Source organism: Hydrocarboniphaga sp., assembly GCF_965279055.1.
Taxonomy (GTDB): Bacteria; Pseudomonadota; Gammaproteobacteria; order Nevskiales; family Nevskiaceae; genus Hydrocarboniphaga.
Genome location: NZ_OZ257125.1, coordinates 2,704,625 through 2,721,026 on the forward strand (window position 1 = coordinate 2,704,625; position 16,402 = coordinate 2,721,026).

Genomic DNA, 16,402 nt, shown 5'->3' on the forward strand with positions numbered 1-16,402 from the left:
CGAAAGTGTTAGAGGAGTTCCGAGACATCGCCGGCGATGCCGGCGGCCGCGGACGCACGAAGGGCGCGACGGATTGAGGCGCTTGCGCGGATCTCGCCTGGCCAGGGAATCAGCTGTTCGGGCTCGCCGCCATCTGCAGGCGTCACAAGCGTCGGTGGCTCTCCCAGTACCAACAGCAGCGCCTCGCGCTTGATGGCAGCCTCGCCGGCCCGATCGAGCTCCGTATCGCAACAGCTGTGACGGTGCTCGACGGCGATGATTTCGCCGTGCGAATCGCTGATCGGATCGCCGTACGCATCGATCGCGATCGCCATCGGTCGCACGACCACGTTATGGGAGTTCGGGCAGCGCATCAGCTCGCAGGCCGCAGCGACGAGCTCGCCGCTGTCGAGCTCGAGCGCCACAAACCCGGCGACGCGCACAGTGATATCGGGCCGCTTCGTGTAGGGCATCAGGGTTTCTCATTGTGGTGCAGCAGGCAGGCGCCCGATCGGTCACCGAACCAGAACGCGCGATTCGCCACATAGACCTGGCGCACCAGGCGCAGGCCGATAGGCTGGATATCCGCAACGGGTGACCAGCCCGCGACGCCGTCGACCTTGGTGGCGATCTCGTCACCGACCCCGAGCAGTCTCACCACCACATAGCGGCCGCCGCGCGTGGCGAGCTGGGCAGTCACCGAGCACGGTCCCGATGCGCCGTTCTGAGCGATCACTCGCACGCACTCGGCCCAGCGCCAGGCAGCGCCCAGAACGGGGCCGCGATCATGGGAGAGCGTCAGCGCGTCCGCGAGTTCGAGCTCCGTGCCGGCGCCCACGTCGCTGAATCTCAGATTCTCCGAAGTAACCGCATCGGCACTGGGGCAGCCGCCGGGGTTTCCGCCCCCGCCACTACCGCTACCCGTGGTCGGCACAGTCACCGAAACCGAGCCCACATTCACACGTCCGTCGGCCGCCAGCAGATCGAACTTGTTGGTAGTGGCCACCAGCGTGCGCGAGCCACCTTGCAGATCGGGGTCGTCCCAATACAGGTAGTAGGTCACCGTGGTGCCGCGAGTCTGCGACACGCTGACGCTCGCCGCGCCATAGCTGGGCGTGACGCTACCTGCGGGCAGTGTCGCGGCCGATGTGCTGATGGTGACCGTCGACGGAGAGCCGCTGCTGTATGAACTACTGATCGACAGGCCGTTGAAGTTGCTGCGCTGATTCGCGATCGTGATCGCTGGCGCGTTCCGCTGATCGCCCAGGCGCATGCCACTCCCGGCGACCGTCAGCTTGTGCTGGCCACTGCTCAGCTGGCTAGCGAGGATGCGAGCCCAGCTACCACCATCGCCGATATAGTCCAGGTTCTTATTGGCGTGGATTGATTCCGAGAAGTCGAGCACCGGCCGCCCGCCATTGAGGCGAGTTATGAGCGTGCGTCCCCAGCTTCCACCGTCGCCGATGTAGTCCAGGTTCTTGTTGTTGTGAAACACGTCGTTGAAGTCAACACGCGCACGGCCGCCGCTCAGCCAACCGATCAACGTGCGTCCCCAGGTTGGGCCATCCGGAACCTCGTCCTGCGATCGCGGATACACGGTCAGCCAAGCATCGTCGCAATACCAGGTTCCCGCGGTGCGATTGAATACTGCGATATCAAACTGCACGTAGGCGGCGCCAGTGGGAGCGCCATCGGTAACAGATACCTGTGCGTACGTCGTCGTCGGCGTCAGGTTGCTGCTATAGCTGGTCGAGATAAATCCCATCGCGGCGCTGTACCAGTTCAACCGCGCCACCATGTAACCAGTCGAGCTGGCATCGCATTTGCCGAACGCGTACGCCGACAGGCGATCGTCCGCATTTACGGGAACTAAAGAGGTGTTTCTAATCGCAGCGGTACCACCCGTGAACCGAGCCACGTACGGCGCGCTCGACGTGCGTGACTTGCTCGCATCGCTGACGATGTCCCAGCCCGGCTCTTTGCTCCAGCCCGTGTCGCCAGCCAGGAACCGGGGGTTTGATAGCGCGCTCTGAACATTGAGCGAGCTCACATCAGCGCCATCAGCCACGATCTTGCCGCGGCTGCTGATGGTCGGCGAGTAGCCGCTATACATGCCGAATGGCGACTTGTAACGAACGCGGTAGTACCACGTGGAGCCGTCGGTGATCGGATCCGTATAGGTGAGCGTGGAGCCCGATATCTTGACCGGCAGCTCCGCGAATCCCGATGTCGGTAACGCGGACCGCTCGACAAGAGCCTGCACCGCGAGATTCGGCGTATCCGACGCCCCCCATGCCAGTACCACTGCATCGGCGACGCTGGTGGCGGATATCGTCAGGGGCGCCGCGGGCACCTGCTGCTGGACGGTCGCACTGCCCAAAGAATTAGGCGTGATGAAGGTCAACGGCTGATAGATCGTGCTCGATTCCTCCTGCAGCTCGATCACAGGGCCGCAGGCCTCTCGCGCCCATTGGAACGTCCAGCCCGTAACCCGCATCACTCGCGAGTTCAGCCCGGGCACTTCTGGCAGATCGAACAGAAGCGTATCGCCGGGCCCAACGTCCAGCCCCTTTAAATTTAGCGGTATCACCCCACGCGCCTGATAGCGGCTGCGCGCGGATTCGATCATCCCCAGGTATTCAGCCTGGTAGACATTGGTTACGCCATCGAGAGACACATCCTTGAAAAGGCGGCCGCCTGCGTCCTGCGCTTCGTACGTTGCATTGATGATCGCCGGCGCCTCTTTGCTGGCCCAATCCCCGCTCGCATCATCGAACGTGACGCGCACCGCGTTGTAAGTCGATTGCAGTGCCGCCCGCGTGCTCAGCGAAACAGGCCCTCGCAGCCAACTCGCATCGATGGTTTGCGTAGGCGTGCGATATGCGCCGGCGTAGTACACCCAGACGCCGCCGATCTCGGCGCAGCTGCCGGCCATCGTCTCCAGCAGCTTAGAATGGTTATCGTCGCGAGGATCCTCCGACCGCAACGCGATGTTGCATTCGTATCGCTTGATCGTGCCGCTGGGCGCGCTAATTGTCTCATCGCAGATATTGGCGGCCGCGATCACGGAGGGCCAGCCAACGCGCACAGGGTCATAGCCCATGCCGCCGTCCATGACCACCATGATTCGATAGGTCGATGCGATCAGCGCCGGGTTAGTCGAAAACTCCCAAGTCGTCGGCGTCGCCAGGCGGTGCGAGCCGCTCCCGCCGTTGGTGCTGTCCTTTCGAGGGTCATAGCACTTGAGCCCGCGAAGCACGACGCCCAGCACCGGGATTCCGGAAAATGCCTTGGAGAACTGCTCGTCGTTTGTTCGCAGCAGATCAAAGCGCGTCCACGCGATGCCGCGGCGATAGGCGCTGCCGGGATCAAAGCCATTGGTCGCCAGCACCGGATCGGCCGACTGCGTCGCCGTGCCCGGATAAAAGGTGGCACGTACCATTTTCTTGGTGCCACTGACGTACTTCGCGAGCGTGACGTAGCCACTGCCATCGAGCGTGCAAAACGTCTCGTCCACATAGACGCCATCAATGCCGTCGCAACCGCCTGGATGGCAAATACTGTGTCCAATGGCCAGGTACAGCGTATCGCCACTGCCCACCGTCATCAGCAGGCCGCCGACTCGGACCCGGCCGAAGCAAATCAAATGATGTTCGGCGCCGCCACTCCAGTTGCCTTTGATTGCGCGCGAATACTGGTCACGCTGCGCGCGACGCTGCGCGGCCTTCGCCTGCTGCTTTTCGCCCGCAGCCATCAGCGCCGCGCCTGCACCTGTAAGGATCAGGCCTATCGGCGCGCCTACGCCCGTCGCCGTCAGCAAAGCGCCCGCAACAACGAGCACTGCGCCGAATGTCTTTTTTACGCCGGACGACATTTAGCCCACCTGCCAAGACGCGATACAGTCGGTCAGAGCCAAGCGCGCGAGGCCATCGCGAGTCACCATCACCGCGTCCGAGTCCACGCACAGGGCGATCGCCTCGCCGTCGACGCCGGCGAACAGCACCACGTCCCCGCGGCGCGCCAACAGCGGTGGCCTCGGCTCGCCCAGTACGGCCGTCGCCATGCCCCGCACGCCGCCCTGGCGTTCGAGCAGCTCGGCGACCGCTCTGAGGCTGCGCGCGGACCAGTTCTGCTGACGCGCCACGTCGGCTCCGGTCATCGCTAGGATGCCGCCGGCGACGAACGTGCAGCAGTTGTTACGGACTGCGTGATAGCGGCGGAGGCGTTGCGCTTCGATGTACGAATGCAACTGCTCCAGCCAATCGCTTGTCCTCGTCAGGGCCATCAACCGTCCCCCTTGATCGAAGCGACTTTCGCTTTCCACTGGTCCCTAAAGCTCACGGTTTCGGTACCCCATTCGATCTGCATGCCATTGATCGCGGCGACGCGATCGAGCCCGGCGTCCCCGGGATAGCGAAGGCGCTGGCTTTCCGGCGACGCCAGCACAGCGCTGTCGCGGGTATCGAGCACTTGCGGCGATTCGGCCATCAGCTCGATATCGGCACTGCCTGAGTCGAGCGAGAGGGAGCAGTTGCTCAACAAGCGGCCGGCGGCCAGCGTGTAAGAGCCGAGCTGGTTCCATGCCTCGTCGCAAAACAACAGATAAAGATTGACCGTCGCAAAGCTATAGGCGTCGGTCATGATCGCGTTCTTGAGCGCGGCATCCACGCCGGAGAGCACGATACGGATCGCGGCGAGCTGGCCATCGAGCGACTCTTCAACATCACCCGGCGGCGCCATCGGAACAGCGGTAACGCTGTAAGTAAATCCATTGAACAAAATCGGCCGATCGCCATCGGTTATCCGAATGGTGCCACTCGGAAACGCAATATCCGTCAGCGTGATCATGCGTACGACAGAAGCCGCCGAGGCGGTGCGCACCGCGCTGGTGAGCGTTGAGCGCGTCATGGCGTGACATCCTCGAGCGCCTCGATCGAGAACCCATAATTCATCGGCGCATCGATATCGCCAGCGCTGACACCCGCCGGCATATAGGCGCGCATAAACGGAGCGTGGACGACGATCGCCGCTCCGTCTGCAGGGGACTGCCGCAGCGACGGCGAGAAACACAAGATTCCAGCGCCATTGCCGTCAGCATCGAAATCATCGGTCAAGCGTTTGAGCTCGAAGCCTGCCGGCGTAACGATCGTCACGAACTGACCCGCAGCCAGTGCGCCCGCAATGTTCGGATCGCACCCGTTGACGTTAATCTGCGATCCCGACTGCCCCGCGCCGGAGACGAGCAAACAGCGAGCGAGGCTGGCGTTGGCGAACACAGATCTGTCGCCGGCAGTGGCCGTCTGCGTGCGAAGATCCAAACGCCCTCCGGTCACGCCGGCTGCCGGCGTGTACGTCAACAGGCCGCGCGTCGACGCCGAAAAACTCAACGCGGCCGTCGCCGATCCGCCGGCGGTTTCCTGAACCCGGATCCCCCACCTCGACGTGGTCCAGGGTTGCACCAGGTCCGCCATCGCAACCAGCGGCTTTCCCGCCACCCAGGGGATACCATTGCGGCGCGCGAAGGTTTCGGCGGTGCCGTTGCTTATGCGCAACTTGCGCGCGTTGATCGAAAGACTGCCGGTCGCATCTCCGGATTTATTCCAAGTCGACAGCCCCGACTGGAAATCGCCTTCCGGCACCAGGTTCGGCGTCGACCAGGCCCCCTGAATCAGGCGAGGCGCATCCACGCAGAACCAGTTACCGAAGTCGCTCGCTTGGTCAAGGAACGCCGCCATCAGCCCAGCGTCGACACCCTGCTGCGGCGGCCAACTGATCGCTGCGCGCCAGCGGTCACCCTGGCGAACGATGCGCTGGACCGCACGCGACAGCGGCGACTCGTTCACTACGCCGTTGCGCTCGAGCGTGAGCGTGACCTTTTGACCGAGGCCAATACCCCGGCCAGGCGGCAGCGCAATCATGCCCATCAGATTTTCCCTCTGCGGATGAGGTCCGCCATTCGCGCAATGAGTCGATCGTCGCGGGCGTCTTGCTCGCGCATCAGTTGTGCGATCGCACCAGCATCGGCACCCCTCGCGTCGATATGGTCACCCTCGATCACGATGTGGGGTGACCCGCTGTCGCGCCGGGCGCCGGCGTCGCTCAGCGAGTTGGATCCAGACCACATGCCGCCTACGGCGCCGCCGGCGGCGTAGCCCAGAGCGCGCATTGCCGTCTGCGGCGCCGTCTCCGCCAGCGACATGCCGGTACGCGGATCTGTCAAAGGTCCACCGACCTGGCTCCAGTCCAGATCCAGCGCGCCGTTCATCGCGTCGAGCAGCGGCCCGCCAATGCGCCGAGCGGCCTCCGGCCCTATCACGCGCTCACCATTGCTCAACTGCACGCGTACCGCGTTTTTCATGCTGCGTACCGCGGACTGAAACGGCGCAGCGCCGTTCACGATTCTGTCGATCACGGAGCGCCCCAGCCGCTGCACGGCGGCAGCGCGCAGCACGTAGCTGCCGGCCGGCACGTAAGCCGGCACGCTGTCACTAGTGCCGGTACCCGGGCCCACCACGTCACCACCGGCCGGCATCGCCCGCACGCCGACCGAGCCGCCCGCCGCATAACCCGGGATGGGCCCGCCCTCCGCTGCGAACCCGGGGCCAGAAGGAGTCGGAGCCGGCGTTGTGCTCGTCCCGCCAAACCCACCAAAGCCGGTAAAACCGGCCAGCACGCCGGACAACTCTTTCTGCAGCTGTATCCGGATGAGCTCCGCAATGATGCTGTTGGCCAAGTCGCGGAAATTGGCCTTGCCTGTCGTCACCAGGGACGTAATAGCGTCAATAGAACCGTTGGCCCAATTCACCGCGGCCTGTTCCATGTTGTCGGTGCTATTGGCCCATTCGCTTGCCAAGTCACCCAGCGGTCCCCGGATCTGCGCCAGGCCGCGGTCTGCCTCCGCGAAATAGCGCTGCAGTTTTTTGAGGTCCTCCTCCGAGAACAGATCCGGATTCTCCTGCGCGAGCTGCTGCTGCAATCGACCGATGTCCGCGAGCTTGCGCTGGTACTCGGCCAGATTCTGGTTTTGCTGCCCGCGGGCCGCACTGTCGCTGCTGATTGCGCCGCTTTGACGCTGTGAGGTGATGTCATCCCGCCGACGCTCATAGGCGTCACGGGCCTTATTGATCAGGTCCTCAATACGCTGCAGCTCGATCTGCGCTCGCTTCGCGTCGAACAGCTTTCCGGCTAGGTCCGCCTCCTCCGCATCTTGACCGGCCCGATCCAGCATCTGCTGATACTCGATCAACAGATCCGCCAGCGACGCCCGGTAGTCCTGGCCCTGCGCCCGCAGCAGATCAGCCTCCATCTTCTGGCGGTCCTGAATCGTGGTCCGGTCGCTATTGCGGATTTCGGCCTGCAGCTCGGCATTGGCCTGCGCGCGATGAATGCGAGCCTCGTCGACGGCTGCGTTCGCCTTGGCCAGGTCCTGCTGCAGTGACAGCGTCTGCTCGCCGCTTTGGCCGCTCTTCTGCGCCGAGGCCAGCTTCTGCTGAGCCTGCTGCAGATCAGAAGCGGCCTGCGCGGCCTCGATCTGGAAAGAGCGCTCGATCAGCTGCTGGCGCTGCGCGAAATACGCCTGCAGATCGATCTGCGCATCCTTGAGCGATTGCTCCAGCGCCGATCGATCGGCCTCGAGCTGGGCACGCTGCGCGCCGCTAACGAGCCCCACGGCCGGGGCTGCGCCGGGCGACAGATCCGGCAACGCCGGCTTGTCGGCGACAGGCGCACCGGCGACTGCAGGGGCGGCCGCCAGCTTTTCAATTGCTTGGCGGAGCTTGTCGAGCTCGGCCTCTTTTGCCCGATAGGTATTGATGGTGCCGACGCGAGGCACGTACTGGTTGCTGTACTTTTCGTCGATCTCATCAGGGCTCAGCTGGCGCGTACCGGCCCGCCCGTTGTACTCAGTCCGCATCGCCAGCAGTTCTGCCTCGAGCCTGGACGCATCAGCACGAGCAGCGTTGATGCGCTCAATTTTTGCGGCTGCGCTTGCTACCGCATCGCCGGTCGCGGCAGCGGCCTGTGCTTGGTCCTTGGCACTCTCGACGCTCTTCTCTCCGGCAAGCGCATACAGCCCAACGATCGTCGTAAGCGCCGTGATCAACAAACCCCAAGGCCCGCCAAGCACACCGAGCAAGCGCGACGCTGCCAGCATCCTCGTAGACGACGCTACGGCAGCAGCGCCGACAGCGGTCTGCACGCCGATCAATCCACGCAGTCCCGCGATTAGCGCCGGCACCGGCACGCCGAGCTGCGTCAACGCTACGGCACCGATCGACAATGCTGTCGACATCGCTCGGCTGGCGATCCCCACCGACACCAGGATCGTCACCGCCGATGCGAGATACGGAAACTCCCGCGCCAGGTCGGCGACGGCCGTCGCGCCATAACGCAGCCCTGCCACCATCGGTGTCAGCACCGGCAGCAGGCCCTTGCCGATCTGCGTCGTGATGTCGTTGAGCGAATTGAGCAGGAGCTGCCATTGCTTGGACATATCCTGCAGATCGCGCGACGCGGCGCGATTTACCGATCCTGCGTTGCCCTGCGTATCGGTCGCCGAGCGCACTGCGGCGCGGTAGGCATCGAGGCGCTGCACCAGCACCTGCAGCGCCTGGCTGTCTTCGCCGGTACCAAACAGCTGGTCGATCGCGACGCGCTGTTTTAGCTTGGGCAGCTCGGCGAGTTTGCCAAGGAACAGATCGAGCGCGCCCTGCGCGTCGGTGTCGATCGCCTCCGCGAGCTTTTGCGCGTCCAGGCCCATGCCGTTGAGCGCTTGCCGGAACTCCGGCGATTGCGCCGTCGCGGCGGCGAGTTTCTGCGTGAGTGAATTGATGCCGGTCGCGACGACTTCCGGCGCCTTGCCGGTGCTCAGCATCGTCGCCGCGAGCGCGGCGAGCTGCTGCGCCGTCAGACCGAAACTCTTGGCGGCTGCGGCCGAGCGCGACTCGACGTTGAGCAGGTCGCGCTCGGCGACGTTGCTGATACTGTCGGCCAGCTGATTGACCGCGTCGCCAACCGCCGCGGCCTCGTCGATCGTCAGCCCGAAATTGTTGATCAGCTGGCCGTAATAGTTGCCCGCCTCCTCCGACGAGATATCGAAGGCCGACGCGCTTTTGCCGACGAGCTCGACGAAGCGCGCGTACTGATCGACCGGCAGATTCAGCTGCCCCGCCGATTGCGCGATCTTGGCCAGCTCGGCTGCCGTCAGCGGAATGGTGCTGTCCGACAGCCGCCGCAGATCCGCGTCGAGCTGCCGAATCTGTTGATCACTCAGGTTGCCGAGCTTCTGCACAGCGGTCAGCGACGATTGGTCGACGGTGGCACTGCGCACACTGACCACCGGCAGCGCGAAGGCAGCCGCAGCGGCCGCCAGCTGCGTTTTAGCGCCGAGCAAGGCATTGACCCAGCCGTTCTGCTCTTCGTGCAGCTCGCGGATCCGCAGCTTGACGCGCAGCGCCGCCTGCGCGAGCTCGGCATTGGTCAGCGTGCCGGAAGCGCGTAGGCGCTCATAGGCGGCGCGGGTGCGATCGATCTCGCGCTGCACCTCGCGATGCGGTGTCAGGTCCAGGACCTGGCGCGCAGAGGCGATGCGGTTGCGCTCGCGCAGACGCGTGGATTCCAGCTGCAGCGCGTTCGCCGTCTGCTCGAGCTCGCGGCGCAGGCGCGCCTCCTCGGCGACCAGCTGGCCCGTCTCGACGCCGGCGGCGTTGAACGCGGCGCGCTGCCTCTGCGCGCTTGCGTTCGCGTTGTCGAGCTGCCGCTGCACTTGGCCGATCTCGCGCTGCAGCTGCTGATACCGATCGGATAGCGGCGCGATCTGCGCGGCCTCCTGCGCCAGGCGCTGCTGCTCAACTCCGAGTTTGCTCAGATCCACGCCGGCGCCGGCGAGCTGCGTCCGCAGCTGCTGCACGACGGCCGCCTGCCTGGCCAGCGCGGCATTGGCCTTTTCGGCGTCGCGCTCCGCCGCCGAAAAATCCTTGAGGTTCCCGACTGGCTCGCCTCGGCTGTTGCGCGTGCTCAGGCTTTCGCCCGCATCGAACAACCGCTGCCTGGCAGCGGCGTTGCGCGCCTCGACGGCCGCCAGCTTCTCCTGCTCTGCGATCAGCGCCCGCGTCTGCTCGAGCATCTTCTGGCTGCCGATCGCCGCCTGCAGATCGCCGGCGACGCCGGAGGCCTGGCCCTTCAAATTCTGCAGGCGTGTACCGGCCTCGACGATCTGCGACTGCAGTTGCCGGAAACCATCGATGCGAGCCAGGTCCCGTTGCGCACCGGATGTCAGCGCGACAAACTGCTGCGACAGCCCCCGGAGCGAGGCAATGGCCTCCCCTGTCGGGACCTTAACGCGTAGGATGACATCCGCCATGACTCAGCCAACCCGCAAAGGTTTAGCGACTCGCCGACCGCAGCCCGTGGTCCGGCAGCTGGTGATCGCCTGGTGTGCGATCGCGTTTCCGGCATACGCGCTGGGGATGGACCACACGCTTTGGTCCTGGATCTTCGTGGCCCCGCTGATCCTGCTTCCCGTGGTCGCGGTGCTCGGCCTGATTTTCGGGTTCTTCACCCTGTCCTGAGTCACCGCAGCGATTCGAGCAGCTTTCGGCGCGCGTCCTTGTCCATATACGGCGCGCACGCCGCGATCACCAGCTCGAATAAGCGCCGGCGATCCACCTCGCGCGCCTCGGCCGCAAAGATGCGGATCTGCGGCAGCGTGTATTGCAGAAGCCCCGGCCACGGATGCCTGTGCTCGATCAGGAGCTTGAGGGTGTCGAGCCAGTATCCGGCGCGGGTGACGGCGGTTCGGCCGGACTCGTCGTCGTCGACCTGGATGACGACCTGAAACCCTCGACGAGGCTTGCGGCTTGCTGGGCGGCCGGGCCCAGCACCAGGGCGAAAAAATCGGGGTTGCCTCGGATGCAGCAAACGAACAAGCGAAACAGATCCGGACCAGGCAGATCGTCGACCCACGGCTGCGGCTTGCCGGTGGCCAATGCGCAGAACTTGAGAACGCGGGTTGCATGACGCGCCATCAGGCGCGTCATGTTGAGATCGATCTCGCCGTCTCCAACGAGCGTCACCAGCGTCGGGGCGTCGCTCATCAACGGCTCGCACAGCTCCAGCGCCTGCGCCAGCGCGGCGGCGCGCATGGGCGAGAGAGCGATGGTTTCGCCGGCGAAAGTGGGCGCGTTGTCGCCGGCGTCATCACCGAGCAGCGCGCGCAGATCGGCTAGGGCTTGGTCTTTCGTTTCCATATTCAGAACCAGACGACAGCAGGGGTAGCAGGCGGCGGCACGATCTCGAACGGCAGCAGCTCGTCCGGGAGGTCCTCGCCATCGGAAAGGCGCACATTGGCGCAGGGGTCTACACAGCCCGGAACCGGCGCAAGCACCTGGCGGCCAGGCGCGCTGCTATCGATCGGCGCGCCGTCGCCGTCGGTGGTGGCCAGGCCGACACTCGCAAGCGCGGACCACATGACGCCGACCGAAGGGAATTTCAGATAGAAGTCCATGAGATCCCCTAGGCCGCGGTCAGCAGCTGCAGCTCGGCGTCGTTCATCGCGCGCGAGAACATCGCGACGCGGCTGATCGGCGCGGCCCAGGACGTAAGGCCTCCGGAGGCCCCGCCGATCGTGATCGTGTTGTGTGCGCTCGGCGGAGTACCGCTCGCCAGCGTCAAAGGCGCGCTGCCGTTCACGCACAGGGCGAAATCACTGGCGTTGTAACGAATCGCCGCGGCAAAGCGCAGACCGCCCGTGATGGCCGTTGCAGCGCTGTTGATATCGCCAACTTGCGTGACGCCAGCCCGGCCGACGGCATAGCGCAGCAGGCCGCTATTGTTGACTCGCAATATGTGGCGGTTGCTTGCCGTGCCGTCATCGATCGCCAGCAGCGTCAGATCCGTCGACGCGGTAGCGCGCGGCGCGAAAGCCTCGACCAGGATCGTGCCCGAACCGGACGTAAAGCCAGCGACCACAGAGGACAGCGAGCAGAACTCGGATGCGCTTGCCGCAGGTGCGTTTGTCGTCGGAATATGCGAGCCGAAGAACGCGCCGACACGGATGTCCCAGCCCCAGGTGCGGAAAGCCCCGGTGCCGCTGCCGGTGTAGGTGAGACCCGTGCCGTCATCGCCGCAGGCAAACAGGTTCAGAGTCCCAGTGTTCTCCGGCGCCAACGACATGCCGATCCGATACCAGCCGCCGCCAAGAGCGTCGACGGCCTCGATCATCGCGCCGCGCAGAACGCCGGACGAGTTGGCCAGCGTGCCGGCGGTAAGATCGAACGTTGCGGTGCGCCCCGCGGTCACAGCCGCCCCGGACGCAAACAACGCGACGCGGGTGCGATTCAGGGCACGCACGTAGACAGTGAAAATATAAGTGACACCGGCCGTGGCCGCGATGGACGCCTGCGCGCGATGCGTGCCCGTTGAGGTGTCCTCAGTCAGGATGCACGCATTGGATCCGCCGTCTGGCGAATTCGCGGCAGGCGCTGACGACGTTACACCCGTGAGACTGAAGTTCGCATGCGTCGTATCAGAACTTGGCCAGCAGAGATTGGTGGCCGAGCTCTCGATCAACAGACCGCGAACATCGCCATTCGGGCCGCTCTCCCAATCCGGCATATTCGCCGGCGACTGTGTAATGACGCGATCGATGCCGCGATAGATGCCGCTGCCGGCGCGAGAGAACTGCGCAGCGGCCGCACCGACGATGGGGTTCAGCAGACGGCGCCGAAAATCCATCAGCAGATACGGCACGTCCGCCACCGGAGCGCCGCAGCAGTTGCCCTGCGTGTTGAGGTCCCAGGCCATCGGCTTACTGAATCGACAGCGTAAAGTCGTCGTTGCCGCTGGTCGGCTGCCAGACCATGTCCATTTCCAGCCACAGCGAGTTGTCGCCGCCGTTGCTGTACTTGGGGTTCAGCAACTGCACCTTGCCGCCGGTGAACACGATCTTGTTGCCAGCAGTCTGGCCGTGCGTGATCGAGAACGCGCCCGTCACGCCGTTCTTGACGCTGGTGACCCAGTCTTTCTGCGCGACGGTGTTGGCCTCGATCTTGACCTTGCCGCTGCGGCTGGCGCCCTTGGGCCAGATCTGCTCGGCGCAGTTGATCGGCCAGCGATACTCCATCTGATTCCCCATATCGAAATCGAAGGAATCGAGGCAGGCCGAGCCATAGCCGTGCAGCGTGAAAGAAGTCGTGTTGCGCGGATGCACCAGCACCGAACGCTGGTATGCCGACACCGTCGGCGTCGGCAGCGCGGCATCGGAGGGCGCCGCAAACAGCGACATCATTTCGTAGGTCAGCAGCGGGTTTTCGCCGTTGGCCATGCGCAGTTTCAGATTGCCGCGCGAGCCGGGCATCTTCCACAGCGAGCCGTCGATGTAATCGTAAATCGTCGCGCCCTTGTGGCCGGTGCTGATGGGCGTGTAATCGGTTTTGGTGCCGGTGGTGGTCGTGCGCGCCAGGCCGCACGCCTGCAGCAGCGCGTCATACCCGGCAATCGGCGAGGCCGGGCCGGCGGTACCGAAACCCGTCAGCTCCTGCTGGATCGTCGTCTTGGCGTACTGGTCGCCCAGCAGCTGCGTATACGCGCCGAAATACGGCGTAACCACCTTGGCCTCGACCGTCTTCTGCACAAACTCCCAGAGCGGCCCCTCCTCACCGGCGAGCAGCACGGCATCGGCAACGGAGGTCGGCGCGGCGTCCACGCCGTAGGTGGTTTCGATCTTGGCCAGCACGGCCGCGCGGGTGATGTTCTGAGCCATGCGGGGTTACTCCGGGGTGTTGGTGTTGGTGGAATCGGCGAGACGCTGCAGACGACGGCTGCGCGCCTCCTGCACGGTGATGCGTTCGCCCGTCGGTTCGTCGGTCACGTACTCGCCGGCCTCGAGCAGTTCGGCCGGCGGCGGCAACTCCGGCGCCTGGTCCTCCGGCGCCGGCAGCGTTTCGCCGGTTTCCTGGCAGACGACGTAGGAGCCGGCCGGCAGCATCGGTGGCAAGGCCTCGGCATCGACGGGCGCCGGCGTCACCGTGTCGGGCGTCAGCGCGCCCGTGACCGGGCAGCGGACGTAGGAGCCGCCGGCGCCCGGCATTTCGAGCGGCATCGGCTCCGCCGACGAGTCAGCGGGTTGCATGGTTTCGCCGGCGAAAGTGGCGGGCTTGGACTTGCGCGCCATGATCAGAGCCCCAGCGCCTGGCGCGCGGCTTCGTAGTTCGCCGGCCACTTGTCAGGATGCGGTTTGCCAGGGCGCCAGTTGCGCTGGTAGTACGCCCAGGCGCCGTCGCGGTCGCCGATGTCAGGCAGCGCCGCGGCGTCAGCCTTGAGCAGCAAGCGCGCGACGCAGCACGCGAGCAGATCGTTTTGCGCGATCGCGGCGTACACCTCGCCGGCGGTCGGCGTGACGACGAGCGTTTCGCATACCGCGAGAGCCAGCGGGCGCGTCGCCGGATGCGTCAGCACGCCGTTGACGCCGCCGCCCTGCTCGAACTGCCAGAAGCCACGCGCCGGGCCACCGACCTGCTGTCGATAGCGCAGCGCCGACTCCTGGATCGCGATCGCGACCAACAGCAGACGCGCACGCGCTGAATCCAGTGCGGCGGGCAGCAACTGCAGAGCGGCCGGAATGATCGCGGTCGCGAGAATTTGCGGGGTCATACGAGGTCTTGCTCCCAGGTGATACGAATGACGACATCGTTGGTCGCGTGCTCGCCGCCGGCCTGGCGCGGCATCGGCATGGAGCCGACCCACTCCATGTGCTGGATCGTCGGCGCCCAGGCAGGGCCCGCATCGCTGCGGAAACACGCGCGCAGCACATCGCGCTCGATTGCGTCGAGCCTGGCGATCGTGTCGATTTCGTTGATCTCTGCGGCCGTAGCGCAGCTGATGAACAGCTCCGCGCCCTTGCGCAGGCGAATCAGGCCCGGCGTGTTGATCAGGGCCTTGACGGTGTAAGAGCGCTCCGGCTGCAGCAGGCTCAGCCGCGGAAAATCCTCGGCATCCGAGAGATCCTCCCAGAACGTGTCCACGCGCTGGCCGGCGTTGGTTTCGTAGCCGTTCGCCGTCGTGATCAGCCTGAGCCGAGCCAGAACGATCTGCGCGCAGGACAGTAGGCTGCTCACCAGGCACCGCCCCAGGCGCCAACGACGCGACCGATCCGGATCTGCAGGCGCTCGCTGGCGATGTCGTCGAGCTCCGCCTGCTGATGATCACGCAGGCGACGAATAAGCTGGCTCGGCGACGGGCCGTAAGCGATTTTATAAGGACGGCCCCAGCGCTTGTCGCTGCGATCGACCGGCACCGCGATGCCCTCGCCCTGCCCGCCGTCGACCTTGCCGCGGCGCAGCTCGACGAGAAAGCCCTGGCGCACGATCTTGCGGCTGCCTGCCGCGAGCACTTCCACCGACACGCCGGGGCGGCCGTTCACAGTGAGCTGCTGCAGATCGAAGCGGCGCAGCTGGATATTGCGATGGCGCACCCCGACATCGGCCTGCAGCACGCCGTCGACTTCGCGAGCCTTGTCGAGCTCGAACTGCTCGGCCACGTAGGTGCGGCGCAGGTTATAGCGCGCAACGACCAGGTCGATCATCCGCTTGCGCATTTCGGTGACGGCTTCCGTCAGCGCTAGCTTCGCCGCAATGATGATCTCAGCCGCCCGGCGATCCATGCCGGCCTGTACTTCGGCGATGTTCGATTCGACGGGCATCAGCGCACCAACACCGTGATCGTGTGCTCGTCGCGCGTCACGACCGCGTCGACGGTGTAAAACTGCTCTGCAGGCGTGCACGCGTCGATGGTGATCGTTTCGCCCTTGCGCGAATCGGGCACGTCCTCCACCAGCAAGCGCACGTGCCGGCGCTTTTCGTTGAGCTTGACCTCACCGCCGACGACAAGCGTGCCGCTCCGGACCAGGGCAAGCGTCGGCTTTGCCGCGCCGGAAACCGGCGCGTACAAAGCGGGCTTGGCGCCCATGGCCTTGAACGAGGCACGCATGGCGGCGGCGGTGAACATCAGGCTTTCGGTTTCACCGCAGCGCGCACCGCGGCCTCGTCCTTGGCCGTGAACAGGCTGCCGTAGAACGACCGCATGCTCTTGACCACGTAATCGGCGTCGGCCTGGTCGCCGGGCAGCTGCGCGAGCGCCGCGTCCAGGTCAGCGCGTGTCTTGCCTTCGGCCCGTGCCTTCTGCGCCTGCTCGGCCGCCGCAACGATGTTCTCCGGGGCGGTGTCGAGGCCGCCCTTGCTGGGATCGTCCTGTTTGCGCGTGTACATCGCGCGTTTCCAGGTCACCAGCGCGGCGGCCTGCTCGCGCGGCACGTCGACCAGGTCGCCGGCCTCGGCGCCCTGCCCCCCGCGGTCGTCGCCGAAATTCACGATCGTGTGATCGATGATCAACATCTTGGGCATTGCTAAATCCTCTGTTGCGTTTAGGG

The 16,402-nt window shown here is 65.2% G+C and carries 17 protein-coding genes; 1 reads left to right on the forward strand and 16 read right to left on the reverse strand.

All coding sequences use genetic code 11. The annotated features are described in order from the left end of the window. Positions 1-8: 8 nt before the first annotated feature. Genes ACQZF9_RS12185 through ACQZF9_RS12210 form a run of 6 tightly spaced genes read right to left on the reverse strand, consistent with a single transcriptional unit; the run spans position 9 to position 10,339 of the window. On the reverse strand, positions 9-452 hold the full coding sequence (locus tag ACQZF9_RS12185) for a hypothetical protein (RefSeq protein ID WP_428309243.1): 444 nt from the start codon (positions 450-452) through the stop codon (positions 9-11). Beyond that, positions 452-3,853 (reverse strand): phage tail protein, encoded by a 3,402-nt coding sequence (locus tag ACQZF9_RS12190; RefSeq protein WP_428309244.1) that lies wholly within the window; start codon positions 3,851-3,853, stop codon positions 452-454. Before ACQZF9_RS12190 ends, ACQZF9_RS12185 begins: the two co-directional genes overlap by 1 nt. Beyond that, entirely contained in the window at positions 3,854-4,264 is a 411-nt protein-coding gene (locus tag ACQZF9_RS12195) for a DUF6950 family protein (RefSeq protein WP_428309245.1), read from the reverse strand. Then, positions 4,264-4,887, reverse strand: coding sequence for a hypothetical protein (locus ACQZF9_RS12200; protein ID WP_428309246.1), 624 nt, complete (start codon positions 4,885-4,887; stop codon positions 4,264-4,266). The genes ACQZF9_RS12195 and ACQZF9_RS12200 overlap by 1 nt, the downstream gene beginning before the upstream one ends. Continuing rightward, positions 4,884-5,903, reverse strand: coding sequence for a hypothetical protein (locus tag ACQZF9_RS12205; RefSeq protein WP_428309247.1), 1,020 nt, complete (start codon positions 5,901-5,903; stop codon positions 4,884-4,886). Before ACQZF9_RS12205 ends, ACQZF9_RS12200 begins: the two co-directional genes overlap by 4 nt. Continuing rightward, a complete protein-coding gene (locus ACQZF9_RS12210) occupies positions 5,903-10,339 on the reverse strand; it encodes a phage tail tape measure protein (RefSeq protein ID WP_428309248.1) in 4,437 nt (1,478 codons plus the stop codon). Before ACQZF9_RS12210 ends, ACQZF9_RS12205 begins: the two co-directional genes overlap by 1 nt. Between ACQZF9_RS12210 and ACQZF9_RS12215 the strand changes: the two genes are divergently transcribed. Next, a complete protein-coding gene (locus ACQZF9_RS12215) occupies positions 10,338-10,547 on the forward strand; it encodes a hypothetical protein (protein WP_428309249.1) in 210 nt (69 codons plus the stop codon). The two genes, ACQZF9_RS12210 and ACQZF9_RS12215, sit on opposite strands and share 2 nt — an antisense overlap. Before the next feature lie 177 nt (positions 10,548-10,724). On the opposite strand, the gene ACQZF9_RS12220 is transcribed toward ACQZF9_RS12215, so the two are convergent. Genes ACQZF9_RS12220 through ACQZF9_RS12265 form a run of 10 tightly spaced genes read right to left on the reverse strand, consistent with a single transcriptional unit; the run spans position 10,725 to position 16,376 of the window. After that, positions 10,725-11,225 (reverse strand): hypothetical protein, encoded by a 501-nt coding sequence (locus ACQZF9_RS12220; RefSeq protein WP_428309250.1) that lies wholly within the window; start codon positions 11,223-11,225, stop codon positions 10,725-10,727. Positions 11,226-11,227: 2 nt separating this feature from the next. Continuing rightward, a complete protein-coding gene (locus ACQZF9_RS12225) occupies positions 11,228-11,482 on the reverse strand; it encodes a hypothetical protein (RefSeq protein WP_428309251.1) in 255 nt (84 codons plus the stop codon). Positions 11,483-11,490: 8 nt separating this feature from the next. After that, complete coding sequence (locus ACQZF9_RS12230) at positions 11,491-12,780, reverse strand: phage head spike fiber domain-containing protein (RefSeq protein WP_428309252.1); 1,290 nt, start codon at positions 12,778-12,780, stop codon at positions 11,491-11,493. 4 nt (positions 12,781-12,784) lie between these two features. Then, positions 12,785-13,738 (reverse strand): phage tail tube protein, encoded by a 954-nt coding sequence (locus ACQZF9_RS12235; RefSeq protein WP_428309253.1) that lies wholly within the window; start codon positions 13,736-13,738, stop codon positions 12,785-12,787. A gap of 6 nt (positions 13,739-13,744) precedes the next feature. Then, the gene (locus tag ACQZF9_RS12240; RefSeq protein WP_428309254.1) at positions 13,745-14,149 is read right to left on the reverse strand and encodes a hypothetical protein; all 405 of its coding nucleotides are present in this window, start codon (positions 14,147-14,149) and stop codon (positions 13,745-13,747) included. Positions 14,150-14,151: 2 nt separating this feature from the next. Continuing rightward, positions 14,152-14,628, reverse strand: a complete 477-nt coding sequence (locus ACQZF9_RS12245; RefSeq protein ID WP_428309255.1) for a hypothetical protein — start codon at positions 14,626-14,628, stop codon at positions 14,152-14,154. Beyond that, complete coding sequence (locus ACQZF9_RS12250) at positions 14,625-15,092, reverse strand: hypothetical protein (protein WP_428309256.1); 468 nt, start codon at positions 15,090-15,092, stop codon at positions 14,625-14,627. Before ACQZF9_RS12250 ends, ACQZF9_RS12245 begins: the two co-directional genes overlap by 4 nt. Continuing rightward, entirely contained in the window at positions 15,089-15,676 is a 588-nt protein-coding gene (locus tag ACQZF9_RS12255; protein WP_428309257.1) for a hypothetical protein, read from the reverse strand. Before ACQZF9_RS12255 ends, ACQZF9_RS12250 begins: the two co-directional genes overlap by 4 nt. After that, complete coding sequence (locus ACQZF9_RS12260; protein ID WP_428309258.1) at positions 15,676-15,981, reverse strand: head-tail joining protein; 306 nt, start codon at positions 15,979-15,981, stop codon at positions 15,676-15,678. The genes ACQZF9_RS12255 and ACQZF9_RS12260 overlap by 1 nt, the downstream gene beginning before the upstream one ends. Then, entirely contained in the window at positions 15,981-16,376 is a 396-nt protein-coding gene (locus ACQZF9_RS12265; protein ID WP_428309259.1) for a hypothetical protein, read from the reverse strand. The genes ACQZF9_RS12260 and ACQZF9_RS12265 overlap by 1 nt, the downstream gene beginning before the upstream one ends. Between the last annotated feature and the right edge of the window lie 26 nt (positions 16,377-16,402).